Raw genomic sequence first — 22,014 nt, 5'->3', positions numbered from 1 at the left:
TTTGTTATGAACTGACGACCGCCAGGATGGAAATGGCATTCAATAGACCATGAACGATGACGCTCGGCCAGATCGAGCCGCTTTTTTCATAAAGCCATGCAAAGACCAGTCCATCCACAAAATTCACGGGCATGGCATTGGTCGTCGGGTAATGGGCCGCCGTGAAAATAAGGGCGCTCGCCACGAGGCCGACTCCCACTCCCAACCTGACCCGAAGGAAGCGATACACAAAGCCCCGATAAAAAATCTCTTCGTACAGGGGTGATAGAACCGCAGCTGATAGAAGGGCAAGGATTATGTTGATCCCACTCATGGATTCTTTCAGACTATCGGTCTTCGCGTTATCCACATCATTTCCAATCTGCGCAGTGAGGAAAATAAGGATGGTCCCCGCTACCATAAGGACGATTCCCCATAGGACCATCCGCTTCCACTCACTTCTTTGAAACGCCCTGACGCCTGCTTCACCCCAGCCCCCTTTCCCCTTAATCCCCCAAAGATAGAGTGCTGTCAGTAAAAGGATGGCAATGGTCGGACCGACCAGCATCCCTCCATAAAGGGATGAGCCGAGCCACTCCTTATATACAGGCTGTATGTAGATCTTCACAATCACGACTACCCCGATGAACTCAAGAAGCATCAGTCCCCAAAAGATGCTCCACGTCCACTTATCTTGCTCCCAAAACCTTTGATTCCCCATTTGTTTATCTCCTTTAATCTTGATAGTTTCATCCTACCTGTTCCGACATGGAAACTTCAAGCGAATATGGAAAAACATTCAACATACCGACCTTTGTCTGGTATGATGTTGACTAGAGAAAACCGTTGAAGTCGAGCAGAGAGACGTTCAACATTTTTCATATACCCCGTATAATCTCCGAGCGTTGATTCGTTATATAGATGAGTAGATGAAGAGGAGGAGAAAGAATGAAGCAGGATATCGCGCAAAATATAATAGAAGAAACAAGGATGGCACGGGATGCTTTTTCCACCATGGTAGGGGCGTTTTCAAGCGACCTGTGGTCGTATTGCACCTATATCGCGGGATCCCCGTGGGACGGTGAAGATCTGTATCAGGAAACACTGCTCAAAGCATTCGGGATGCTCCCGGAGCGTTGGAGTGATGTGACGGATCAGAAATCGTATCTATTCAGGATGGCCACGAATGCGTGGTTTGATTTGTGCAGGAAGCGAAAGCATGAGGTGGGCCGTCTCCCCGAAGGTGACATCAGCAGTGTACCACCCATGGACACCCTTGATTTGGAGGAAGCACTCCTGAAAGTCCACGAATCCCTTACCCCGAAGCAGGCGGCTGCCTTTCTCCTTGTGGATGTCTTCCGCTTCAGCGCAGAGGAAGCAGCAGCTATTGTCCACACGACGCGGGGAGGTATCTACGCGGCTCTTCAGCGCGCCCGGCAGAACCTTAAGGAAAATCACTCGGGGGAAGTGAAGCCTTTGAAGACCAAAGATAACGAAACGAATGAGACCATTGACATGTACCTTGAAGCCTTCAATACCGGCAATCTCGATAAGCTCCTCAGCCTCTTCAGTTCAACCGCCCACAATGAAGCGTTCCTCGGGTTCCAGGAATACTCCAAAGCAGAAATGAAGAATGGATCCATGCGGTTCGGGTTGCCGGGACACACCGCAAAACGTATCACCCTTTGGGGAAGGAACGTCATCGTGGTCATCACGGACGACGGAGAGCTGCACGATATCCAGGTGCAGGAAGTGGAAAACAATCAGATTGTGGTGCATGAAAGTTATTTCTTCAGGAAAGAATTCATGTTTGCTGCAGGAAAGGAACTTGGGGTAGCCGTTCAGTTGAACAAGCCGCCTGTGGATTGGCGATCATGAGAAAATGGAAAGCCGTCGTAGTTCTCCTCCATGAAATCTATGGCCTCAATGATCACATGAAACACTATGAGAAATGGCTCCGACAGCAAGGATTCGAGGTTGTCATCCCTTCCTTGATCCCTTCTGTGTTCAGCTATAAGGAGGAAGAAGTGGCTTATGAATCGTTTATGAATGAGATCGGCTTTCAGTCTGCCTCGAAACATGCGCGCGAAGTCATCGAGGAGTGTAGTCGCACCTTTGAACGCGTGTATGTCGTGGGCTTCAGCATCGGTGCGACGATTGCCTGGATGTGCAGTCCGATGCCTGAGGTAAAACGGACCGTCTGCTTTTACGGCTCTCGGATCAGGGATTATGGAGAGATTCGTCCACAGTCCCCCACCCTCCTTCTGTATGGGGAAAGTGAACCATCATTTCCGGTAGAAGAGTTCATCCGTCACATAAAAATAGAACATGTAACAGCCCTATCAGTGGCTGGAAGCCATGGGTTTGCCGATCCATTTTCAAAACGATTCCACAAGCCGTCCTATGAAGTCGCCCTTTCCCTCTTATCCGATCATCTTCATATAAAGCAAAAAGCGGGTCAGCACTGATCCGCTTTTACTTATTCGGTTTTTCCAGATGAGCCAGGATCCGATCAAGCTTCGCCTCCACCTCATCAATCCGCTCATTCCTTGCCATCGACCGATAGACGCTGCGCCGGATGAACAGCGTGAAGGAGACGAAAAAAAGGACAATCAAGCCGAAGAATAAAACAAGAAACAACCAATTCATGAATTCCATTATCTTTCCTCCCTTCTTCATAAAACAGAAAACGCCAGGATCAAGACCCTGACGTTTTCTGTTTTATGAAGTCACCTGGTAGATGACAGCCATTTCCTTGCCGAACCGATTCCCTTCATCTTGAAAGCCAAGGCTTTCATATAGACGATGGGCACCCATGTTACCCGGATGGTACCCGACGACAATCCGCTCGCACCCTGGTAGCTCCGACATGATGGCAAGCATTTCTTCTGTTGCCCGCTTGCCGATGCCCTTCCCTTGATGCCTGCGATCGACCATGATCCGGTACACCCAATAGCCGTCGAGTTCTTCCCGTTCCGTGTTGAACATAAGGAAGCCGACTACCTGTTCCTTTTCATAGATGGCAAATGGTTTAAGACCGGGCTCGAATTTGGACTGTGCAATGGAGACGGCATTGGATTCCATATAGGAGGACTGCTCCTCCGTAAGCTCCAGTTGACAGCACTCATACCAATTTTCTTCATTCACTTCGACCAATTTGACTGATTTCAATGCAAGTTCCCCTTTCAAATGAGGGAAAGCGCACGCGGCGTTTTCCCATGAGTGTAAATCGATTTCATCATGAACGCCTCCTTTATCATTAGGGCTATGCTTTTGCATGCAAGAAAATTATACCATACACCCCGCAAGCATTTACATAATAGTTAAAATAATCCTCACTAGATACATGATCCCTCCATCATCAGGAGATATTATCGTCTTGAGGGGGGAATCTGCCGTGGAAGATATCTTGATGACCGTTTACAGAACGACTTTCAGCTTTATCCTCCTCGTGCTGGCGACTCTTTTATTCGGTAAACATATCAACTCACATAAAAATCACTACAGCTTTGCCCTTTCCATCACGATCGGCTCCCTGATCGCCAATATGGCCTTCAACCATCGACTACAATTCAGTTCCATGGTGATTTCCTTCGTCGTACTGATTCTCCTTTTCTATATCCTTCTTCTGACTTCTGCCAAGTCCCGGAAGTGGAGGGGCCGCCTATCGGGAAGACCGACCACCCTCATGGAAAAAGGGAAGATCCTTGAGGAAAACATGAGGAAGCTGAAGTTCACGATGGATAACCTGAACCAGCAGCTTAGGGAACAGGGAATCTTTGATATCACGGAAGTGGACATGGTCGTCCTCGAAGTGAGCGGGATGTTGTCTGTCAGGAAGAAAGCACTCTACTCACCGCTCACACCGAAGGATATGAACCTCGCTCCTTCACCTTCAGGACCCCTTGCCGTTGAATTGATCATGGACGGGAAAGCAACGGAAAACCTTATCCCACTACACCGTGAACAACTGCTGTCTATTTGCAGGGACCGGGGAATTTCCTTGGATGACATCAACTATGCCGTTGTCACAAGCAGCGGGAACATCTTTATCGATGAGCATCGTGATGGACTCCGCTGAAGCGAGAGCGATATACCGCCTCACACTGTTGGATATTATGTATGAGAAAATCGGGGATTCCTGGATGCGCCAGGATTTCTTCCGTTGTCATCCATTTCACCTCATCGACTTCGACGGGACTCTTCGCATAGGCTTCTCCTTCTTGAAGCGTGCATATGTAGACGACATCAATCACATCAATGCCAGATGCCGTTTGGAAGATCGAACTGTTTACATAGTGGAGGTCGGTCACGTTGACACCCACTTCCTCATAGATTTCCCGCTTCAGCGTACGTTCAAGGATATCAGTGGATGCTTCTTCCCGTTCACATTTTCCTCCCACGAAGGAGAGCGCGCCCGGAGCATGCTCCTCTTTATCGCTCCTTTTGATCATCAACCAGCGATCCCCACGGCGGATCGCTCCTTCCACATTGACTACAAACATATTCAAGCCTCCAATAGCTGTGCCATATAATATTCATCATGATACTGCCCGTCGATGTATAATGACTGGCGTTTTGTCCCCTCGATCTCGAACCCCATCCTCCGGTAAAGGGCGATGGCCGGTTCATTATCGGTGACGACCGTCAATTCAAGCCTGGTAAGGGAACGTTCCTTTGCCCACTCTATCCCTTCCCTTATCAGTGATATCCCTAGCCCTTTGCCGCGCCAGTCTTCCCGGATACCGATCACCATATATGCCCGGTGGGACGTTTTCCTCGTTGACTCGGTCAGGATCATGACGTAACCGACGAACTCACCGGATTCTTCCGCAGCCAGTATGGTGGAGGAGTTACCGATCCGCTCCAAAAATGTCTTGAACTGCTCGGGCGTCGTCTTCCTCTCTCCTCCCTCCATCATCATATACGGAGAAGTCTTCTCTACTTCCTTCATCAGTCTAACGATCTTCCCTGCATCGTCAGGATAGACTTTCCGAAAATCCACACAACCACCTCCATATTATGGTAAAATAAAACTATCTTTTGAAAGGAGTGATCTCATGCCCGTCTGTCAACACTGCAACACGGAATGGACATGGCAACAAACCTTCAAGAAGATCTTCACCTTCAAGCGTTCCCTCACCTGTCCGGAATGTGGCGCAACTCAGTATCTATCGCGGCGTTCGCGCAACCACATGAGCGTCCTGGCCATGATCCCGTTGGTAATCGGCTTGCCGTTTGTCGGATTATCCCTGCCTGCGTCGATCATCATATCGATCCAGCTGGCTACATTTGCTGCGGTCCTCACGTGGATGCCAACATTCTACACCCTTACAAGTGAAGAAGAAGCCATGTGGTGAAAAAAGAGGGCCCCGGGAGGCCTTCTTTTTATGGCACGTTACTTATTTTTAAACTTCAGGGGCACGGATTGATCCAGGAAAACGGTTTTTTCGTACCCGTCGATTATAAACTCGGTGGGAATTAGGTCAGGAGCTGGCTTCCCTTGCTTGAACATTTTAAACGATTGCTTCACCGTAAGAGACCGAGGATAATTCCCTTTCATGACTTCCTCATAGTCCCAATCTTCCTCCTCAAACTCTTTTCCGTTACGGTCAAGATACACGCTCTCCATTTCCCCATCATTTCGAAAATCTCCACTGCCCTCTGATTCTTCCTTCGACATGATGTAAACGGTATCGAAGTCTCGATTATCCGTTAGAGGCATCTTCATCGTGACTTCTCCCGGACGGTCTTTTGACGGTTCTTCCACCACAATGCTTCCACCTCCGTATTCATGGACTTGGGGGAAGGGTTTAGTGGAATCAATCTTGAATGTTAGCTCTTCCGGCACATGCATTTGAAGTCTGGAAAACACTAGCTCCGGTTCCCCCAGCTCTTCGAAATACAAGGAATCAAAATTTTGACTGTAGGAGCTCCATCCATCATCGTAATCGTCCTGGTAGACCGGCCAACTGAACCAGTTTATCGATGCGGTCTTTTCCTCCGTCTTTATAGAATCAAAAAGCAACTGAAAGATGGACAAAGGCTCTTCTTCCCCTTCACGGATACTATACGTAAGGGCAGTCGTAGTGGGTGCGATGACAAGCTCTTCCAGCCTGACCGGCAACCCTTCCACCTCGACTTCCTGATTCAGTTTCAAAACACGGGATTTATTCTTTTCAACAGGGATTTCGAACTCCCAATCTCCTCTCGTCATCTCCATTTCTTCCATAGCGTTGGTTGCATACACTTCCATAGTGGATTTCATATCGGGGCTCATCGCTATCAATTGGGTAAAACTGAGTTTTATGAGGGGATCCTCCACATCATCTACGATCGGAGGAAGTGAGAAGGATCCTTTGTGTATATTTCTTTCTTCCTCATTTCCTTCTTCACTTTTACCTTCTTCCAAGTAAAAGCTTCCTCCTTCATCCTGGAAATCAATTTGATTTACGAGGCTGAACCCATTTTCCGTATCCACCATCAACCGCCTGTCCTTCTCCATATCTTCAATTTCATAATAAACCAGAGTCTGTATCTCATCGGCGATGGCAGTCTTGATCGTGATCTTCACACCATTGTCTTCTGCTGTAAGGTTCAGGCGTTCACCGATTCCAGATTGATAGAACTCACGAAGCAGGGGATCTTCGTCATTCTTCCAGTCTGCATATGTATAGTAGATTGAGGCGAACCCATCGGTCACAAAACCCGTAAATAGTAATAGAAAAGCCGCGATCAAGGCAATGATGCCCGTGCGCTTTCGCTTTTTGTTCTTTTTCTTTCTTGTCTCCAGCTCCGTGTCGATCAGCCCATCAAGCTTCAGCCGGAACCCTTCCGGAACCTGGCTCTGCTCAAAGAATTCCCGTAATTCCAGGAGCGTCTCCTGAAAGGTGGCAAGGTCTTCCTGACACCCGGGGCACTGGTGAATATGCATTTCAAATGCGACCTTCTCCGTCCGCTCGATGCTGCGTTCAAGATAGTCCACGTAGAGGCGGTGGTACTCAGGACATCCTTCCACATCGGGGTGTTCACGAATGAAGCGGATCCCCCTAAGGAGGTCTTCCTTCACTTCATCCTCAGGCTTTTTCATGACCGAAGAAACAGCTCCTATTGAAAGGCCTGCGCCATATACAAGTAAAACCGCTTCACGTTCACTCTCATTCATCCTGCTGATCACCGAAGGGAACTCCTCCCCTTCCACCGGCCTGGCAGTCCCCCTGCATTCTTTCATGAACAGAGCAATGAGCGCATTACGGTCCTTTTCCAAGGCATGTTTCTTCTTTTGATCATGAAGCGTAAAGATGCAGTTGAAAAGGATACGTGCAATCTCCTCGTCCCCACAACCTTGGGAGCGGCCGATGGCGTAGAGGAGAAGCTCCATCTGCCGGAAGATCATGAGGGTTTTATTCAATTCCTGAACCTCCATCACCATCTCATTCCGGGACGCGGCGGGCATTTCCATAGTCAGCACTCCCTGTCTAAAAAATCAGTCTATTATCCCCATTCTACCATATGCTTCCTTCTCTTACAGCCCGTCTACGCGAGAAAGGAATTCATTCAGGACCATGGAATATACCTGCGGCTGCTCACTGTGGACCAGATGGGAGGCAAACGGGATGACCGCAACCCTCACATGTTCGTCAGCATAATAGAGTGCCCCGTTTCTTTCTGCGGGCTGACCTTCGCCCACCATATACAGGATGGGTGAATCGATGCCTTCGAAACTTTCTGTTTCTTGGAAAGGATACCAGTCCTCATCCCAGCCGAGTTGAATCAGCTTCCTCCAATCGGATCGATGAAGCCCATCAAAATATTGGCACGCTTCCTGGTTTTCCAACAGCCCTTTTTGCATGTCCACATCTTGACGATGAAGCTCCGACCAATTACCGGGTTTTTCAGGCGTGATCCCTGACAGGGTGACGCTTTTGATCAGATGGGGATAGCGCTTTGCGAAGAATAGCGCCACGATCCCCCCAAGAGAGCAACCAACCAGATGTACGGCACCCACCTCCAGATGCTCAATCGTCTCGGCAAGGTCTTTCGCCGAGTCTTCAAAGAAATTCTCATACTCATCAGATACGGATGAACCGTGCCCTCTCAGATCAGGACGTATGACCTGATAGGTCCCTTTAAAGAAGTCTGCCTGCTGTTCGAAATCGGTCAATCCCGTTTGTAAGCCTGTGTGAAGGAATACAAGGGGTGCTCCTTGTCCTGTTACGTCTGTATGTAAAATCATTTTTACTCTCTCCTCCTTAGCGGATGAATAACCTGGCGAACACCTCGAGCAACCACGACATCATGTCAACGATGACCCAGCGGCTCTTCTCCGGCTTCCTTTCTCCGGAAAAGATGTCGTGCTCGCTCCGCAGCTTCCTTCCCATACAACCACTTCCTTTATTTAGCAGTATAGGAGTAAGTACGTTTGAATCATTGATTTGGTTTCAGCTGGCGGGAAGAAAGTGCGGTGAATGTCTCTATATTTTCCTGAATTCGATCCAGGGCAGACTCCCATACGCATCCGCTGATCAGATGTTTCTGCATGAACTCCTCGACCGTAAGTGATGCAGTGTCCTCCAACATCGCCATTAAGCGTTGCTCCTTATCTTCTGCCTCTTTCAACTGATGATAGATCCCCGTACTGAGCAGGTGGGCCACCGTATATGGGAAGTGGCCGAACGGTTTCCGTGTGATATAAAAATGGCGAAGTGATGCCCAGAAGGTCGGATCAAGAGTCTTCATATCCGGTCCAAATACGTGGTTTTGTACATCGGCCATCCTCGTGTTCATCCTGCGCGCATCGACTTCACCCATTCGGCGGTTTTCGTACAGCATTTCCTCGAATCGATGACGGACATAGCTATTGAGGATGGTGCCGATGTCCCGACTGATCTGCTGATCAAGAAGATGCATTTTTTCCATGGGAGAAGCAGATTTCATGGCCTCCTCAATAAGAATCGATTCGAACAAAGTCGAGGCAATTTCCGTGAATGCTTGTGGACAATCCTGCAGAAACATGGGATGGTCCTCCAGAAGATGATAATGGTAGGCGTGGCCAAGCTCATGGGCTAACACACTCACACTCTGAAGGTCGCCTTCATAGCTCATCATGACCCTCGTCTGCCGCGCATTGGGAAAGTGTGCGCAAAAAGCACTGACTACCTTGTGACGGGACGGCGCTGCATCGACCCACTTGTGGTTGAACGCATGCTGGACAAACCGACCGGCATCCTCCGAAAAAGCTCCGATGAGATTTCCGATCAAGATTTTAGCTTCCTCATAAGGGATGGTCCCAAATTCCGTCTGCAAAGGGAGAGGGGCGAATTGATCCGTCCAGTGCAGATCTTTCTCACCTTGAAGAACCAATTTATGCTGGAGGAAGTCGTTGAACATCCCCTTCCGCTCGAGGACAGAGGCCCACATGTCATTGACGGACTGTTGCGTGATCCGGTTTGTTTCATAGGCCGACTGAACGGGATCCTCGCCCCTGCTGATCCGGAATCCAGAGATGTGATTCAATGCCTTGGCACACCAATGACTGACTTTCTCCCACTCCTTGGTCCATTCCTTGAAGAACTCGATCCTCGATGGCCGATTGTTCGAATAATAGACAAGCCTTACTGCTTCACCGAGGGGAATCTCTTTGCCTTTCCATCTGGGTTTCACTTGGTCCGAAGCCATTCCGTATAGCTCAGCCCATGCATGGAGACCATCCGCTTCGAGCTCATGGCTCCCAGGAGAGGGCAGACGCCAGGTGGACAGTACGGGCCTGAGGGAACCCAATTCCTCGGAATCGGCCAGTCGACTCCACTCCTCATCCGCTAACTGACGACATTCCCGCTTCACCTCTGACTCGATCTGTTTATAGCGCCCCATCAGCTCTTCTGCCTTCCCGTCCAACTGTTTACCCATCGGATCTTTCTTATCTTTCCAGGTGATGCACACTGCCAGTTCAAGATATTCATAGCATCTCGAATAGATCTCTTGAAGGGTCAAAATTTTTTCTGACAGAACTCCATTCTTCGTAACTTCCTCTAACTCAGATGTAATCCGTGCAATATCCAGGTCCACATCATCGGGTATCAGTGGGTCGAGAGTCCATTCGTCCATCATCCGTTCGTCACCCCACTCTTGGATAATCTCTTTGTATAAATCACAGGAGCCACGAGCTTCCCGTTTTCTTCACCGACTTTCTCGATAATGGCAATGCGGTCAATGGATCCAGAGATCGGCTCAACATGCTTCTGGCAATAACCGAACACGTCGGACAGGTTTCCTGTAACAGGCTGGTTGGCCAATGTGCAATGGGGAATCCACTGTTCAGGCTCGTATAGCTCGTTGGAAGCCTCTTTGTAGTGGGCAAATGCTTGGTGATAGGCCCCGTGCAGCTTCAATAGATCGGTGGTGATGACCGGAGAGAGGAAGACCGTGTCGTGATTCAGGAACGAGCCCACGGTATTGAAGGTGAGGGCTACCTCTTCCTTCCCTTCACAATAGGCTTCAAGCTTTGTCATGAACGTCTCCTTGTCCAATTGCTCATAACTTGCTAGAGTCAGATGGGGCTTCCCATCCTTGACTTTATTCACATAATACGAGATGGATTGATCACAGAGCTCCTGCCAAATATCCATCACCTTTTGTTCTGTCTCTTCATCAAATAACGCGACAACCCAATACATGCAAGTACCCCTTCCTCTTTTCCATACATCCCCATTATTTCAAATAATCTGACGTTTGACAATGCAGCATGGGGACGGTTCCTGTGCGTCATTTTTTTGACGCATCGGAACCGTCCCCATGTCTCATGATTTAACCCATTTGATGATTTCTCCGATGCTGGCGTTCTTCCCATAGAGGAGGATGCCGACTTCGAAGATTTTGCCGGCGATCTTGATCATCACCCAGATGCTCAGGATGAGGACTGCGATGGCACCGATGATTTCGAGCCACGGCCATTGATCGAGTAAGGAAAGCCTCAGGATCAGGATGGCCGGTGAGGTGAACGGCACATAGCTGGCAATCGTCGCGATCAATCCATTCGGATCAGAAAGAACCGGTGAAATCAGGATGAACGGGAAGAATGGCAGCATGAGGATCATGCCTTGGAAGTTGCTTGTCGAGCTCATATCCTCCATCGTCGCACCAAGTCCGACAAAGAGAGCTGCGAATAGGAGATAGCCAAGGAGCGCAATGAAGACGAGGAGCAACAGCTCAGGAACAAGCAGATAGTCCATGACCGGAAACTCATCGAAGCGGATCGCAATGGCAGGAAGAGCGACGGCAATCCAAAAACCGACCTGTAGGATCCCAAGGAAGAAATATCCGATGATCTTCCCTTGCATCAGCTCACTTGGGGTAAGGGACGACAGGATGATCTCCGACACCTTCTCCTTTTTTTCCTGAGAAGCGCTTTGGACGATCATCATCCCCGTCATGATGATGGAAAACAGGACGAGGCCCGCCGCCGCTCCAGGCACTGCTTTCCGCAGAATGTCACCTGATCCGTCTTCGCCAGCAAGTTCCTGCGCTGTGAACGAGATATCGGTGGAGACCGCCTGAAGCTGCTCATCTGTGAGTCCTGCCTCCGTCAGCCTAAGATGCTGGAGGGGCTGCGCCAGGATCTGCACGTCCGACGCAAACGAATCAGGGATCTCTTCTGTAGTCAGATAGGTGATCTGACCCTTTTCCACAGCCTCTTTGGTCAAGGGGATATACGCCATATCCTCCTCATCGCGGAAATCCTTCTCCATTTCCTTTTGATCTTTATCCGTCAGTGTCACGCTCCAATCGAGATCTGACTGCTTCAAAAGCGGTGCCACTTCATCCTTCCAGATTCCCGTATCATCCTTTACATACACATGGACGGGCGTATCCCCTCCCCCTGCGAATAGGGACGGCAGGACGGCAAAGATAATCGCAATCAATGGTGTGAGGACCAGTGAAATCAGGAAGGATTTGTTCTTGACGTTCCTCTTAAACTCCCATTTGGCTACTTTTAAACTATTACGCACTTTTTTCACGTTCCTTTCCTTGCTTATCGGTGGCGATATCGATAAAGATTTCATGCAGGGTGATGCGGTCGATCTTCAGTTCATGGATGGTCATGCCCTCAGGAAGCTTACGGATCCAAGACGGGATATGCACATCGGGTTCGAGATAAAGCGTCGATGTCTGTTCCGACTGCTCGATCCTCGCCACCTGAGGGATCGTTTCCAGAAGTTCCAGGCGATTGACTCCCTGGATCGTGCATTTGAAGTTCGCGTATTTCTCCTTCACTTCGTCCATCGTGCCGCTGATCACTTCCCTTCCCTTATGGATCATGATGAGGCGGTCGGCCATTTCTTCCACAAGGTTCATCTGGTGAGCGGACAGGAGGACGGCCGTACCACTGCGCGCCAATTCACGGATTTCGTCTTTGAACACTTCCTGACTGACAGGATCCAGTCCGGAAAACGGTTCGTCCAGGATAAGCAGTTTCGGTTCATGGATGATGGAAGCGATGAACTGCACCTTCTGCCCCATCCCCTTGGACAGCTCCTCGATCGATACCTTGTCTTTCCCTTCAAGTCCGAATTTCTTCAAGTAATGAAGGGCGCGCTCCTTGGCTTTTTTGATCGGGTAATCCTTCAGTTCTGCGAAATACAGGAGGATATCCATGATTTTCACATTTTTATAGAGTCCGCGTTCTTCGGGAAGGTAGCCGATGGCATGCTTCGGGATGACTCCTTCTTCTTCTCCGCTGAACTGGATATGACCCTCATCCGGGAAGAGAATCCCCATGATGCTCCGGATGGTCGTCGACTTCCCGGCTCCATTCGGTCCGAGGAGGGCTGTGATCTCTCCTGCCTTCACATCGAAGGACACGCCGTGCAGGACCTGCTGCTTCTTGAATGTTTTTTTGACATTGCTTACTTTCAGCATGGTTTTAGACATAATGCTTCTCTCCCTTTGTTAATAATTCAGTAACGACCGTTTCCAAATCCGGCACCTGCTCTTCCATAATTGAAATCGAATGCTGACGGAGGGCATCCCTTGTTTGATCTGGATCGTTTGTCAAGATCACCTTGCCGTACGTCCGTTTCATCTCACCAGGCAACGGTTCGTCAAAAGGGACAGGTTGATCCAGCCACAAAAGTCGGTATGAGGCGACCAACTCATCCTTCTCAACCGGCTCCCCCACTTCATCCCCATCAAAGAAAATCAAGTAGTCTGCGAGCTTCTTCAGATCATCCACATGATGCGTGGCCATTAGGATTGTCTTCTCCCCCGTCTCCATGATCTCGGCAAGAAGATCGATGACGAGCTTACGGGACGGAATGTCCATGGAAGCCGTCGGTTCATCCAGCAGCATCACAGGGGCATTGCATCCCAAGGTGAGGGCGATGCTCAGCTTCGCCTGCATTCCCGGGCTGAGTTTTTTGCCTTTTTTGTTCAGCGGGATTTCCAAGGTGGAAACGACCCGTTGAAATAACGATTCGTCCCAGTCCGGATAGTAGCGGGACATCAGCTGTCGGAGATCTTCACCTGTAAGGAAATCCACCCCGTCCATCTGCTGTGACTGATAGGATAGGTGGGATTTCCATTCCTCATCATCACCATTTACAGGCTTTCCGAAGATCGAGATAGTCCCTTTGTCCGGCTTTACCAGATTCATGATCATCTTGAAGAGCGTGCTCTTCCCGGCCCCGTTCGTTCCCACCAGTGCGGAAATCGTCCCAACAGGTATGGTCAGATGTGGGATGGAGACCGTAAGACCCCCGATGGTTTTCTCTACATTTTTTATGGTGATCGGGTCGTTCATTCCTCTTCCTCCTTTAAAATGGATTCCATCAGTTCACTGATTTCGCTATTGCTTAATTCATGCTGCCTCGCGATTGTAACGGCTTTTTTCAACGCATCATGGACGGCTTGCGATGCAACCGACTCCTTCTTGCCGGCGTCGATTTCTGCAACGAAGGTCCCCTTCCCCTGAGAAGTGCGGATAAAGCCTTCGTATTCCAGGTTCTGATAGGCCCGCCGGATCGTAATCGAGCTGATTTCGAGATCCTTCGCCAGCACCCGGATTGACGGCAGGGGAGATCCGGCCGCAAGCTGACCGCTTGCAATGAGGGCTTTCAGCTGATGCTCAATCTGATGATAGATCGGTTCCCGCGAATCCTTTGATAATCGGATCGGTATATTCATTGATATTTCCCCCTGCTTACATATAATCCATTTTGTTCATTTGTTTCAGCGCATGGCGGTATGCCCACCACGTGCTTAGTGTCGGGATGACGATGGACATCAGGACCATCAGGACCGGGTGATCGGCACTAAAGAAAATCGACCATTTCAAGATCCCCGTCTGAAGCACATCTTTCATCAAGAAATACAATGCGGCTGCTCCTCCCACCAGCCAAATAAACGATGTGATGAACCGCTTCTTCGAGATGCGATCACCCATTTCCATGGTGACGGATGCACTGCAGGAAGAAAGGGCTATTCCGGTCCAGAACATTGTCAGAACAATCAATTCCCCAAATGTTAATACTTCATTGAATTCCTCCGACAAGAAATACGTCATGACCATGGCTGCTGCCGTACCGATGGTGATGGGGATATAGAGACAGAGTAACCTGCTGGTGATGATCACCGTTTTCTTGATCGGCAGCTGATTCAAGAGCAGAAAAACAGGCGCTGCGTAAAGATCTCCATGAATCTTTTGGGCGAGGCTATCTTTCGTACGTGACCATGTGGGCATGAAAAAAATATACAGGAAAAAGAACAAATCAAAAGCAGGTTGAACCTTTTCCAGATAGCCTTCCATAAGCTCAGAGAAAAAGTAGGAATACAGTGCAGCCATCAACAGAACAACCGGAATATACTTCAACACATATTTGAAGTCGAATCTCGCCAGCCAAATGCTTTCTTTCATTGTATTCATATCCGAATACCTCCATGTTCGAGTGTTATACTGTGTATATGTATATGCACAGTATAAAAGAAGATACCTGACAAAACAAGATGTTTTTGGAAAATAAAACAATTAAAACCCAATTGAACAAAAAAAAGAAGCCTTAATTCAGCTTCTTTCATTCTCCCATTTTTCAATAATATGACTTGATCGCGCCACATCGGCAAACCACCGCAGGACTCCATTATGATGGTGGATGATGTCTTCTGCTTTCAGGACTCCTGAATCCCAGGTACTATGGGCATCGGAGACGAGCGTCACCTTATACCCCAGGCTGAAGGCACGCCTGCACGTCGTATCTACGCACACTTCTGATTGGATACCGGTAAGAAAAAGTTCCTCCACTCCCCGTGTCTGAAGCTGCTCGTGAAGATCCGTCTGATGAAAGGAATCAGGGGTCATTTTATGGATGACTGTTCCTCCTTTCACCCGTGGATGGATCTCCCATCCTGTTGTCCCGCGTTCCAATGGCTTTCCTTCAGGCGCCTCATGCTGGATCAGAAAAACTGGGGTGTCCATTGACTCTGCTTTTGCTTTCAGGGTAGTGATTGTCTGCAACAAAGCTTCCGCATTGTGCACTTCTCCTCCTTCTTTAAACATACCTTGTTGGACGTCTATGATGAGGAGCGCCTTCCTGCTCAATCCCAAATCCTCACGCGATCAATGTCTGCGGTACGAAGATAATCAAGGAGCTGCCCTGTATGGACCGCTTCGTGATAAGGGATGCGAAGGAGCATATCACCCAAGTCCCGGACATACCCTGATTCACTTCGATCGATGCTGATTTCCTTGAGGTCCTCTTCCGTATAAGAACGGATGGTCTCCAGGAATGCCTCGTGGTACCCGGCAGCAAAGGCAAGCTCATCCTCTACATTGGTGTACGGCCGGCTTTCAAACGGCGAATCGAACGCGTCCAGACTTCCTTTGTTCTTAATGGCTAGGTGGTAGTAATGTTCACTTTCCAGTACATGTCTGATCATTTCAAGCATGCTCATCGCTTCTGCATCCGGTCTCCAATGTAGCTTATCCTCTGGAATGCTCCTCCACACGTTTGTGCTCCTTCTTCTTACTTCCTCGATGTTAAAGATGATCCACTCAATGCTGCTCATATGATGCCTCCTGATATGTGTAATGGTTGTTTATCAATAGTAGAAACTCGTCCAATTCTCCTGTGATGTGCCGGATCTCCGGCAGATGATAAAACGTGGTGCTCTCATTCAAAGACAATGGTACTTTCGAATAAAGGTATATGCTTTTTTCCCACGCAAGTGCGAGGCCAAGCTCGACATGAGTGCCTTTGCCTCCAGGAAGCAAGACGATCACCACATCCGCCTCCAAGATCGCCCTTTTCTCGTCTTGACCGATACGTTCAAGGTCTTTCGCCGTGTTCGCCCGCTCATTTTGCGTCCAATCATACGTCAGTCGGTGTCCCGCTGCACGAAGAGACTCGGTCACGGCCCTCACCATGGGAATGTTTTTAAAGCTCGACGCCACATAAAATTTCATGGCATTCAATGTCTTTCTTCAAACGTTTTGCGGAAACCGTAGAATGGGCGATAGGATTGTTGCTCGTAAAAGGTCTTTGACGTGGAACTGGCCAGCATCTCCACCCGGGTGCTCGGGTAGAGGGTGTGAACATAGTCCAGGAGTCTCGCTCCAATTCCACATCCCCTGAAATTCTGGTCAATCAATAGTTCACAGATGAAAAGGGTGATATGTTGATCCGTCAGCCCGCGGATATACCCAATGATCTCCCCCTCCGATTCAGCCACATAGGCGATCCCTGAATCGAGCCAGGCCTTCCTCGTCAGCTCCCTCTTACTCACAAGATTATTCCACTCTTCCTTTTCATTGAGGCTGTGGATTGCCGGAAAATCTTCTTCCTTGAACTTTCTGAATGTGACTTCAAGATTATTTTTCAGTGTTAGTTGCATGGTTTTATTCACTCTTCCTGATTTTATTGTTGGAGCCTCCTGAAGACTTGCTTTCTTTAAAATTTCCATTTCAATGGTGAATCCTTGCAAGCCCCTCCCGGACCCCGTACACTGTCCATAAGAACCTATTGAAAGGGGAATCATGCATGGCACAATCTATCGAAGGAAAGATCGCGTATATTACCGGTGCCGGCCGCGGTATCGGGAAGGCAACCGCACTTGAGCTTGCTAAAGCCGGCGTCCATCTCGGCCTCATGGCACGAACGGAGTCCGCCCTGGAGGAAACGGCCGAAGAAGCCAGAACCTATGGAGTGGAGGCCGTTACGGCACCTGTTGATATTGCAGACCTCTCGAGCGTCGAAGCAGCTGTTTCTTCGCTTCAATCCGCACTCGGTGATGCGGACATCCTGATCAACAATGCTGGAATCGGTGTATACGGAGAGTTCCTTGAACTCGAACCTGCAGAGTGGAAGCGTGCCTTCGAGGTCAATGTTTTCGGCACCTACCACGTGACCCACACCGTCCTTCCTCAGCTTATCGAGAAAAACGGCGGGGACATCATCATGATCTCATCCAGCAGCGGACTGAAAGGAACAGCGAAAAGCTCTGCTTACTGCGGTTCGAAGTTCGCCCTTCAGGGATTCTCTGAATCTCTCATGCAGGAAGTGCGGCCGCATAATATCCGCGTCATGACCTTGAATCCGAGTTTAGTAGCCACAGACCTTACGTTTGGTGATAAGCTCGAAGAAGCCGACACGAGTAAATACATGCAGCCCGAAGATCTGGCCGAGCACATGGTATCGCTTCTCAAGCTGGACCGCCGCATCTTCATCAAGCAATCCCTTCAGTGGGCGACGAATCCTTTCTGAGTATACAAGCCTTCGCTATTCCGCTATACTCTTAATCATTAGCTTTGAAAGGACTGAAGCCAGTGAACATCAAGAGAATCGTAACAGAAGACGAATTGAAAGAAGCATTCGCCATCCGCAAAGAAGTCTTCATCGACGAACAGGGTACCCCTGATGATGAAGAATACGATGCTTTTGACAACCTCGAAGCCGATTGCACCCACATCCTTATCTATCAGGACGGGAAGGCGGTTGGTACGGGTCGCATCCGCACAGTGGAAGGAACCGGGAAACTCGAGCGCATCTGCATCCGTAAGCCCTTCAGGAAAGGCGGCGTCGGGCGCCATATCATCCAGGAGCTTGAAGACATCGCATCGGAGCAGGGCCTGAGCCGCGTAAAGTTGCATGGTCAAACCCATGCCGAAGGGTTCTATCATAAGCTTGGATATGTATCCGAGCCCGAGATCTTCTATGAAGCAGACATCCCCCATAAACTGATGAAAAAAGAATTAAAGTGATAAAGGCGCCCACCGGGTGCCTTTTCTTCTTATATCCACTCCTCTACGCACGTCACCGTCTTTTCTCCCGCGTCAAGCTTTACCCGTTTTCCGATTGCCAGAGGATGCATCGGGTGCGTATGACACGTATCGAACTCCGCAAGGACCGGCAGTTCTCTTCCATCGAGCTGCTCCAAGAGGAAATCAAGTGGCTTCTTTCCCGTTCCCCCATCATCGAACTGTTCATGCTTCCCAAGAATGATTCCCGCCGCCTTATCGAACAGTCCATGAACCTTCAGCATGGCAAAATTCTTCTCCACGACAGAGGCATGCTTGCCGCAGTCCTCAATCAGGAGAATGTCCCCTTTTTTCACTTCGGGGAAATACTCTGAGCCGATAAAGCCATACATGGTGCTGACATTGCCGCCCATAAGCCTTCCTTCTGCGCTACCGGGATTTCCTGTCACCCATTCATTCCGATAGAGCGTCTTATCCGTCGTCTTCTCCAGCCAGTTCACGGGTTCATCCGACCAGAGAGGCGGCATCGGGACTTCATACGGTACGACCGTGTCGTTCATGAAATAGTCTTCAAAAAAGCGATAGGTATCATCGACCAAGGGAGGAAACTCTCCAAACGATGGCACTAGGGATGGTCCGTAATAGGTGGTGATCCCTGTTTTCGCATAAATGCCCAACAGGATTGCCGTCGCATCCGAGTAGCCCACCAGAAGCTTCGGGTTCTCCTTGAACGCCTCATAATCGATATAGGGGAGCATACTGTTGGAATTCGTCCCCCGATCACCGACATAATCATGGCAAGGTCAGTGCGTCGCAACAACTCATTCAGTTCATCTGCCCGCTCCTTCGGGGTCCCTGATCGATAATGATCCTGCTTACCCGTCAAGGCACCTTCCACTATGGTAAAGCCCTTCTCTTCCAAAAAGGCCTTTGCCCGCTCAAACCTCACCTTTGAATGCGCCGAAGCAGGCGAGGATGGAGAAAAAATCCCGATCTTATCTCCTTGTTTCAATCTGTTCATTCTTCTCTCTTCCTTTCTAGTTGCAGGGCTTTCCGCATGAGCCGGATCTGCCCTCTATGGTTGATTTCATCCTCCATTACATGGAACCAGATGAAGTAGTGATTCGAAGGGTGACCGTCCCAACGGCACTCCTCATAGAGCCAATTATCCGGTTTCTCGGCAAGGACTGTGAGGGTCTTCTGCCGGACACGACGCAATGTTGCAATATAAAAGGAAAGGGGGTGTCCAACGATTTCCTTGCGGCCACGGGCTCCCAGCCCGTAGGCAGCTCCCCATTCCTCCATTTCTTCTTCATTCGGATTCCGTCCGTCGAAGAATTCAATCTGGAACCCTCTCTCTATGGCGGCCATATGAAGGAGCAATGCCCCGATGGTGTTACCATCTGACGAAAGAAGGCCATACAGTTCTTCCTGTGTGCACCCTTCGATGGAATCAAGCGTCGTCTTCCGTGCATAGTCCATCTGGGATACCAGATGCCCGATCTGGGGGGCGTACCCTTTTTGTTCCTTTATGTAGATGTCCATGATTACCGTGATCTCCGAAGGATGATTCCTTGAAAATCGAGATCCCTGCCCAGCTCTTCTTTTGCCAGGCACCGAAACGATTCGATCTTAAAATGCCGTTCAAGGATCTCTCTCAATCGTTCATTCGTGTAGAGGGCAAAGAATCGTTTAGGCTCATAGAAATCCCCTTCCCATATCCCCTCTGAATCCTTGCCTCCATAGACACCCATGAAAAAGACCCCGCCTGGCTTCAGTACCCTTTTGATCCCTTCAAGTAGGCCGGGAAGTTCATCCTTCGGGCAGTGTAGCAGGCAGTTCATCGCCCATACGGCATCGAACGCTCCATCGGGGAACGTTAACGAATCATAGCTCATGACCTCTGCCTTAAGCCCTTTCTCTTTGCACAGCCGGATTGCTTCCGGTGACAGATCGGTGCTGAACGTGTTCAGACCTGCTTCTTTGAAAACTACGCTTTCCTGCCCTGACCCGGCTCCAATCTCAAGGAGTCTGGTCTTGTTTTCCTTGATCAGGAGCGACAGGAAGTGGCTGCGCACTTCCGCCTTCCAATCCTCCTTGAGCTCGCGATCCCTGGAGATGGCAGCAGCATTATATGAATGAGTTAATTGATCTTTGATTTTCTGCATGTGTACCTCCTTGTTTTAGAACGTATGTTCTTAATTCTACAGGGATACTTCCGATTCCTTCTATTCTTCTATACTTTTTATCTTTTTTATCGCATCGATTATGCGGATTACATCCTCTTCACTCCTGATGGTAAGGAGATGATCAGCTTCTCCTTCAGAGGGACCGTTTCCGTGATAGCCGTTCTGTCTCTGCAACACTTCTTCATATGAAGTGGTGGTCGTCCTAAAGATCGTCGTGCTACGACCCGATCCACCGATCCGCTTGAAAAGGACGGAATCCGGGATTTGAAAGTCTACCAGGATGGTCTTGAAGCCTTGCTGTTCAAAGCTTGAGAGCAGGTCACGCCTCCCATCCCGGTCCAGATTGGAGTTGCTCAGGATGATATGATGTCCGGTATGCTCGACCGCATGGTTTAAAATGGTCTGTGAAAGGGCCATTTTGAAGGTGTTTGGGCCCTTCTCAGGGACAAGCTTCCGGTAGTGGGTGTTGATGAACTCTGCCTGAAGATCCTGATCGAGGACGATAAAATCAGGCAGCTCCCTTTCCAGCGTCCGGGCAAAGGTGGTTTTTCCGCTGTGGGTCTTCCCTACGGTAAGGACGGCCAGCCTCATTGATTAAACTCCACGTGGATGGGATGACGGGTGTGCTCCAGCGAATCTTCAATCCGTTGGCGGAAGTTGGAGTGGGTCACCATGCTCAGAGCCACATCCACCGGAAAGAACCCCACTTCCAGGCTCTCCGCGGATGTCGTCGGCTCACCGCCGATGACCTTACCGAGGAAGAGGGTGTTGCAGATCGATCGCTTCACATTCTGATAGATTCCACAAAATTTCACGATTTCGATATCGATACCCGACTCTTCCTTCGTCTCCCGGATGGCTGCGTCCGTCAGGGATTCTCCTTCTTCGACCTGCCCACCCGGCATCTCCCATCCCCTTCGCGGCCCATTGATCAAAAGGATTTCCCCTTTTTCGTTCAGCACGGTCACGGCCGCAGAAACAATATGCTTGGGTGGTGTGTATGTCATTGTCATGATCGATCCCCTTTTCATAAATTATCCAATTCTATTATTTCAGAAAAATCCAGCATACTCAATGCTTTTCAGCCTGAAACCTTTGTTGAAGGGATTTCCGGACTCATAGCGAATAGATGATAGAAAGATCTTTTCCAATTAAAGGAGGTGTCAGGATGTTTCGAGTAGGATCCATCTTTATTCCGGTGACGGATATGGAGCGTTCAATGGCGTGGTATGAGGAGCATCTCGGGGTGAAGAAAATCGACGAGTGGGAAGACGGGGTCGGGTATTGCCTGCCTGACGGGCTCACCCAGCTTGCCCTGGTGGAGGTGGAGTCACGTCAGGAAACCGAGTTCACAATCAGGGGCGACAGGAAGAATGCGTACTTCAATTTCCTCACGGATAATATTGAAGCCACTCATGAAGGTTTCAGAAGGCACGGTGTCACGGTCACAGCGCTTGAAGATTTCGGGGGTATGAAAGCCTTCGATTTCAACGATCCCGACGGGAACCCGTTCTCCATTGTGGATGAAGTAACCGGATCACCTTTTCACAGCGAGGAAGTACGGAAACTTCAAGGGAAAAGCTAGAACAATAAGAAGGA

At 49.4% G+C, this 22,014-nt stretch carries 30 protein-coding genes and 1 pseudogene; 7 read left to right on the top strand and 24 right to left on the bottom strand.

Features of this window, described 5'->3' with window-relative positions:
- Nucleotides 1-4: 4 nt before the first annotated feature.
- Nucleotides 5-700 (bottom strand): CPBP family intramembrane glutamic endopeptidase, encoded by a 696-nt coding sequence (locus D5E69_RS06475; protein ID WP_048005139.1) that lies wholly within the window; start codon nt 698-700, stop codon nt 5-7.
- Between the two features lie 227 nt (nt 701-927).
- Here D5E69_RS06475 and D5E69_RS06470 point away from each other — a divergent pair, with 227 nt between their 5' ends.
- Together D5E69_RS06470 and D5E69_RS06465 are read left to right on the top strand one after the other, a co-directional pair.
- On the top strand, nt 928-1,857 hold the full coding sequence (locus tag D5E69_RS06470; protein WP_148795917.1) for an RNA polymerase sigma factor: 930 nt from the start codon (nt 928-930) through the stop codon (nt 1,855-1,857).
- Nucleotides 1,854-2,447 carry a dienelactone hydrolase family protein gene (locus tag D5E69_RS06465; RefSeq protein WP_048005141.1) on the top strand — a complete coding sequence of 198 codons (594 nt, stop codon included), beginning with the start codon at nt 1,854-1,856 and terminating at the stop codon, nt 2,445-2,447. Before D5E69_RS06470 ends, D5E69_RS06465 begins: the two co-directional genes overlap by 4 nt.
- A gap of 7 nt (nt 2,448-2,454) precedes the next feature.
- Here D5E69_RS06465 and D5E69_RS06460 read toward each other — a convergent pair whose 3' ends face one another.
- The gene (locus D5E69_RS06460) at nt 2,455-2,637 is read right to left on the bottom strand and encodes a DUF4083 domain-containing protein (protein ID WP_048005142.1); all 183 of its coding nucleotides are present in this window, start codon (nt 2,635-2,637) and stop codon (nt 2,455-2,457) included.
- 63 nt (nt 2,638-2,700) lie between these two features.
- Nucleotides 2,701-3,150, bottom strand: coding sequence for a GNAT family N-acetyltransferase (locus D5E69_RS06455; RefSeq protein WP_048005629.1), 450 nt, complete (start codon nt 3,148-3,150; stop codon nt 2,701-2,703).
- 226 nt (nt 3,151-3,376) lie between these two features.
- Here D5E69_RS06455 and D5E69_RS06450 point away from each other — a divergent pair, with 226 nt between their 5' ends.
- Nucleotides 3,377-4,060: a DUF421 domain-containing protein gene (locus tag D5E69_RS06450; protein ID WP_048015177.1), complete on the top strand. Its 684-nt coding sequence runs from the start codon at nt 3,377-3,379 to the stop codon at nt 4,058-4,060.
- Here D5E69_RS06450 and D5E69_RS06445 read toward each other — a convergent pair.
- A complete protein-coding gene (locus D5E69_RS06445; protein WP_048013555.1) occupies nt 4,029-4,484 on the bottom strand; it encodes an NUDIX hydrolase in 456 nt (151 codons plus the stop codon). The two genes, D5E69_RS06450 and D5E69_RS06445, sit on opposite strands and share 32 nt — an antisense overlap.
- A gap of 2 nt (nt 4,485-4,486) precedes the next feature.
- A complete protein-coding gene (locus tag D5E69_RS06440; protein WP_159129448.1) occupies nt 4,487-4,984 on the bottom strand; it encodes a GNAT family N-acetyltransferase in 498 nt (165 codons plus the stop codon).
- Between the two features lie 55 nt (nt 4,985-5,039).
- Between D5E69_RS06440 and D5E69_RS06435 the strand changes: the two genes are divergently transcribed.
- Nucleotides 5,040-5,339 carry a TIGR04104 family putative zinc finger protein gene (locus tag D5E69_RS06435; protein ID WP_048013556.1) on the top strand — a complete coding sequence of 100 codons (300 nt, stop codon included), beginning with the start codon at nt 5,040-5,042 and terminating at the stop codon, nt 5,337-5,339.
- Between the two features lie 38 nt (nt 5,340-5,377).
- Here the strand turns inward: D5E69_RS06435 and D5E69_RS06430 are convergent, their stop codons facing one another.
- The 14 genes from D5E69_RS06430 to D5E69_RS06370 all read right to left on the bottom strand — a co-directional run bounded on the left by D5E69_RS06430 (nt 5,378) and on the right by D5E69_RS06370 (nt 16,863).
- Nucleotides 5,378-7,441: a DUF4179 domain-containing protein gene (locus D5E69_RS06430; protein ID WP_159129447.1), complete on the bottom strand. Its 2,064-nt coding sequence runs from the start codon at nt 7,439-7,441 to the stop codon at nt 5,378-5,380.
- A 63-nt stretch (nt 7,442-7,504) separates the two neighbouring features.
- Nucleotides 7,505-8,215 carry an alpha/beta fold hydrolase gene (locus D5E69_RS06425; RefSeq protein WP_159129446.1) on the bottom strand — a complete coding sequence of 237 codons (711 nt, stop codon included), beginning with the start codon at nt 8,213-8,215 and terminating at the stop codon, nt 7,505-7,507.
- A 16-nt stretch (nt 8,216-8,231) separates the two neighbouring features.
- On the bottom strand, nt 8,232-8,360 hold the full coding sequence (locus D5E69_RS23805) for a hypothetical protein (protein ID WP_268786706.1): 129 nt from the start codon (nt 8,358-8,360) through the stop codon (nt 8,232-8,234).
- 46 nt (nt 8,361-8,406) lie between these two features.
- Nucleotides 8,407-10,089, bottom strand: a complete 1,683-nt coding sequence (locus D5E69_RS06420) for a M3 family metallopeptidase (RefSeq protein ID WP_159129445.1) — start codon at nt 10,087-10,089, stop codon at nt 8,407-8,409.
- Nucleotides 10,086-10,655 (bottom strand): 2'-5' RNA ligase family protein, encoded by a 570-nt coding sequence (locus tag D5E69_RS06415; protein WP_159129444.1) that lies wholly within the window; start codon nt 10,653-10,655, stop codon nt 10,086-10,088. Before D5E69_RS06415 ends, D5E69_RS06420 begins: the two co-directional genes overlap by 4 nt.
- 123 nt (nt 10,656-10,778) lie before the next feature.
- A complete protein-coding gene (locus D5E69_RS06410) occupies nt 10,779-11,987 on the bottom strand; it encodes an ABC transporter permease (protein WP_048013846.1) in 1,209 nt (402 codons plus the stop codon).
- Nucleotides 11,980-12,909: an ABC transporter ATP-binding protein gene (locus D5E69_RS06405; protein WP_063190760.1), complete on the bottom strand. Its 930-nt coding sequence runs from the start codon at nt 12,907-12,909 to the stop codon at nt 11,980-11,982. Before D5E69_RS06405 ends, D5E69_RS06410 begins: the two co-directional genes overlap by 8 nt.
- Complete coding sequence (locus tag D5E69_RS06400; RefSeq protein WP_048013561.1) at nt 12,902-13,777, bottom strand: ABC transporter ATP-binding protein; 876 nt, start codon at nt 13,775-13,777, stop codon at nt 12,902-12,904. The genes D5E69_RS06405 and D5E69_RS06400 overlap by 8 nt, the downstream gene beginning before the upstream one ends.
- Nucleotides 13,774-14,160 carry a GntR family transcriptional regulator gene (locus D5E69_RS06395; RefSeq protein WP_048005151.1) on the bottom strand — a complete coding sequence of 129 codons (387 nt, stop codon included), beginning with the start codon at nt 14,158-14,160 and terminating at the stop codon, nt 13,774-13,776. Before D5E69_RS06395 ends, D5E69_RS06400 begins: the two co-directional genes overlap by 4 nt.
- A 16-nt stretch (nt 14,161-14,176) precedes the next feature.
- A complete protein-coding gene (locus D5E69_RS06390) occupies nt 14,177-14,899 on the bottom strand; it encodes a hypothetical protein (RefSeq protein ID WP_063190762.1) in 723 nt (240 codons plus the stop codon).
- A gap of 138 nt (nt 14,900-15,037) precedes the next feature.
- Nucleotides 15,038-15,571 (bottom strand): cysteine hydrolase family protein, encoded by a 534-nt coding sequence (locus D5E69_RS06385; protein WP_082824274.1) that lies wholly within the window; start codon nt 15,569-15,571, stop codon nt 15,038-15,040.
- Nucleotides 15,568-16,038 carry a DinB family protein gene (locus D5E69_RS06380; RefSeq protein ID WP_063190763.1) on the bottom strand — a complete coding sequence of 157 codons (471 nt, stop codon included), beginning with the start codon at nt 16,036-16,038 and terminating at the stop codon, nt 15,568-15,570. The genes D5E69_RS06385 and D5E69_RS06380 overlap by 4 nt, the downstream gene beginning before the upstream one ends.
- Nucleotides 16,025-16,435 (bottom strand): nucleoside 2-deoxyribosyltransferase, encoded by a 411-nt coding sequence (locus D5E69_RS06375; protein ID WP_159129443.1) that lies wholly within the window; start codon nt 16,433-16,435, stop codon nt 16,025-16,027. The genes D5E69_RS06380 and D5E69_RS06375 overlap by 14 nt, the downstream gene beginning before the upstream one ends.
- A gap of 5 nt (nt 16,436-16,440) precedes the next feature.
- Entirely contained in the window at nt 16,441-16,863 is a 423-nt protein-coding gene (locus tag D5E69_RS06370) for a GNAT family N-acetyltransferase (protein WP_048013849.1), read from the bottom strand.
- 146 nt (nt 16,864-17,009) lie between these two features.
- On the opposite strand from D5E69_RS06370, the gene D5E69_RS06365 reads away from it, so the two are divergent.
- The gene (locus D5E69_RS06365) at nt 17,010-17,732 is read left to right on the top strand and encodes a 3-ketoacyl-ACP reductase (RefSeq protein WP_048013563.1); all 723 of its coding nucleotides are present in this window, start codon (nt 17,010-17,012) and stop codon (nt 17,730-17,732) included.
- A gap of 62 nt (nt 17,733-17,794) precedes the next feature.
- A complete protein-coding gene (locus D5E69_RS06360) occupies nt 17,795-18,229 on the top strand; it encodes a GNAT family N-acetyltransferase (RefSeq protein ID WP_048013564.1) in 435 nt (144 codons plus the stop codon).
- Between the two features lie 29 nt (nt 18,230-18,258).
- On the opposite strand, the pseudogene D5E69_RS06355 reads toward D5E69_RS06360, so the two are convergent.
- From D5E69_RS06355 to D5E69_RS06335, 5 genes and pseudogenes are all read right to left on the bottom strand, one after another.
- Nucleotides 18,259-19,247: pseudogene (locus tag D5E69_RS06355) on the bottom strand (S66 family peptidase).
- Nucleotides 19,244-19,771, bottom strand: coding sequence for a DinB family protein (locus D5E69_RS06350; RefSeq protein WP_063190764.1), 528 nt, complete (start codon nt 19,769-19,771; stop codon nt 19,244-19,246). The pseudogene D5E69_RS06355 and the gene D5E69_RS06350 overlap by 4 nt, the downstream one beginning before the upstream one ends.
- Before the next feature lie 2 nt (nt 19,772-19,773).
- Entirely contained in the window at nt 19,774-20,394 is a 621-nt protein-coding gene (locus D5E69_RS06345) for a class I SAM-dependent methyltransferase (RefSeq protein WP_159129442.1), read from the bottom strand.
- A gap of 60 nt (nt 20,395-20,454) precedes the next feature.
- On the bottom strand, nt 20,455-21,006 hold the full coding sequence (locus D5E69_RS06340; protein WP_063190766.1) for an ATP-binding protein: 552 nt from the start codon (nt 21,004-21,006) through the stop codon (nt 20,455-20,457).
- On the bottom strand, nt 21,003-21,428 hold the full coding sequence (locus D5E69_RS06335) for an NUDIX hydrolase (RefSeq protein ID WP_156489279.1): 426 nt from the start codon (nt 21,426-21,428) through the stop codon (nt 21,003-21,005). Before D5E69_RS06335 ends, D5E69_RS06340 begins: the two co-directional genes overlap by 4 nt.
- 155 nt (nt 21,429-21,583) lie before the next feature.
- Here D5E69_RS06335 and D5E69_RS06330 point away from each other — a divergent pair, with 155 nt between their 5' ends.
- Nucleotides 21,584-22,000: a VOC family protein gene (locus D5E69_RS06330; protein ID WP_063190768.1), complete on the top strand. Its 417-nt coding sequence runs from the start codon at nt 21,584-21,586 to the stop codon at nt 21,998-22,000.
- Nucleotides 22,001-22,014 lie beyond the last annotated feature (14 nt).

The organism is Rossellomorea marisflavi (assembly GCF_009806575.1).
In the GTDB taxonomy this organism is placed as follows: domain Bacteria; phylum Bacillota; class Bacilli; order Bacillales; family Bacillaceae_B; genus Rossellomorea; species Rossellomorea marisflavi_A.
The sequence above is the reverse complement of the archived record's forward strand: the minus strand, read 5'-3'. Positions and strand labels throughout refer to the sequence as shown.

What these genes read in the sequence shown, in the direction of transcription:
- D5E69_RS06390 (WP_063190762.1), bottom strand. Translation starts at nt 14,899, where the DNA reads ATGAATACAATGAAAGAAAGCATTTGGCTGGCGAGATTCGACTTCAAA.
- D5E69_RS06380 (WP_063190763.1), bottom strand. Translation starts at nt 16,038, where the DNA reads ATGAGCAGCATTGAGTGGATCATCTTTAACATCGAGGAAGTAAGAAGA.
- D5E69_RS06460 (WP_048005142.1), bottom strand. Translation starts at nt 2,637, where the DNA reads ATGGAATTCATGAATTGGTTGTTTCTTGTTTTATTCTTCGGCTTGATT.
- D5E69_RS06430 (WP_159129447.1), bottom strand. Translation starts at nt 7,441, where the DNA reads ATGGAAATGCCCGCCGCGTCCCGGAATGAGATGGTGATGGAGGTTCAG.
- D5E69_RS06435 (WP_048013556.1), top strand. Translation starts at nt 5,040, where the DNA reads ATGCCCGTCTGTCAACACTGCAACACGGAATGGACATGGCAACAAACC.
- D5E69_RS06475 (WP_048005139.1), bottom strand. Translation starts at nt 700, where the DNA reads ATGGGGAATCAAAGGTTTTGGGAGCAAGATAAGTGGACGTGGAGCATC.
- D5E69_RS06330 (WP_063190768.1), top strand. Translation starts at nt 21,584, where the DNA reads ATGTTTCGAGTAGGATCCATCTTTATTCCGGTGACGGATATGGAGCGT.
- D5E69_RS06370 (WP_048013849.1), bottom strand. Translation starts at nt 16,863, where the DNA reads ATGCAACTAACACTGAAAAATAATCTTGAAGTCACATTCAGAAAGTTC.
- D5E69_RS06350 (WP_063190764.1), bottom strand. Translation starts at nt 19,771, where the DNA reads ATGGACATCTACATAAAGGAACAAAAAGGGTACGCCCCCCAGATCGGG.
- D5E69_RS06345 (WP_159129442.1), bottom strand. Translation starts at nt 20,394, where the DNA reads ATGCAGAAAATCAAAGATCAATTAACTCATTCATATAATGCTGCTGCC.
- D5E69_RS06420 (WP_159129445.1), bottom strand. Translation starts at nt 10,089, where the DNA reads ATGATGGACGAATGGACTCTCGACCCACTGATACCCGATGATGTGGAC.
- D5E69_RS06340 (WP_063190766.1), bottom strand. Translation starts at nt 21,006, where the DNA reads ATGAGGCTGGCCGTCCTTACCGTAGGGAAGACCCACAGCGGAAAAACC.
- D5E69_RS23805 (WP_268786706.1), bottom strand. Translation starts at nt 8,360, where the DNA reads ATGGGAAGGAAGCTGCGGAGCGAGCACGACATCTTTTCCGGAGAAAGG.
- D5E69_RS06425 (WP_159129446.1), bottom strand. Translation starts at nt 8,215, where the DNA reads ATGATTTTACATACAGACGTAACAGGACAAGGAGCACCCCTTGTATTC.
- D5E69_RS06400 (WP_048013561.1), bottom strand. Translation starts at nt 13,777, where the DNA reads ATGAACGACCCGATCACCATAAAAAATGTAGAGAAAACCATCGGGGGT.
- D5E69_RS06395 (WP_048005151.1), bottom strand. Translation starts at nt 14,160, where the DNA reads ATGAATATACCGATCCGATTATCAAAGGATTCGCGGGAACCGATCTAT.
- D5E69_RS06470 (WP_148795917.1), top strand. Translation starts at nt 928, where the DNA reads ATGAAGCAGGATATCGCGCAAAATATAATAGAAGAAACAAGGATGGCA.
- D5E69_RS06335 (WP_156489279.1), bottom strand. Translation starts at nt 21,428, where the DNA reads ATGACAATGACATACACACCACCCAAGCATATTGTTTCTGCGGCCGTG.
- D5E69_RS06445 (WP_048013555.1), bottom strand. Translation starts at nt 4,484, where the DNA reads ATGTTTGTAGTCAATGTGGAAGGAGCGATCCGCCGTGGGGATCGCTGG.
- D5E69_RS06375 (WP_159129443.1), bottom strand. Translation starts at nt 16,435, where the DNA reads ATGAAATTTTATGTGGCGTCGAGCTTTAAAAACATTCCCATGGTGAGG.
- D5E69_RS06405 (WP_063190760.1), bottom strand. Translation starts at nt 12,909, where the DNA reads ATGTCTAAAACCATGCTGAAAGTAAGCAATGTCAAAAAAACATTCAAG.
- D5E69_RS06465 (WP_048005141.1), top strand. Translation starts at nt 1,854, where the DNA reads ATGAGAAAATGGAAAGCCGTCGTAGTTCTCCTCCATGAAATCTATGGC.
- D5E69_RS06415 (WP_159129444.1), bottom strand. Translation starts at nt 10,655, where the DNA reads ATGTATTGGGTTGTCGCGTTATTTGATGAAGAGACAGAACAAAAGGTG.
- D5E69_RS06365 (WP_048013563.1), top strand. Translation starts at nt 17,010, where the DNA reads ATGGCACAATCTATCGAAGGAAAGATCGCGTATATTACCGGTGCCGGC.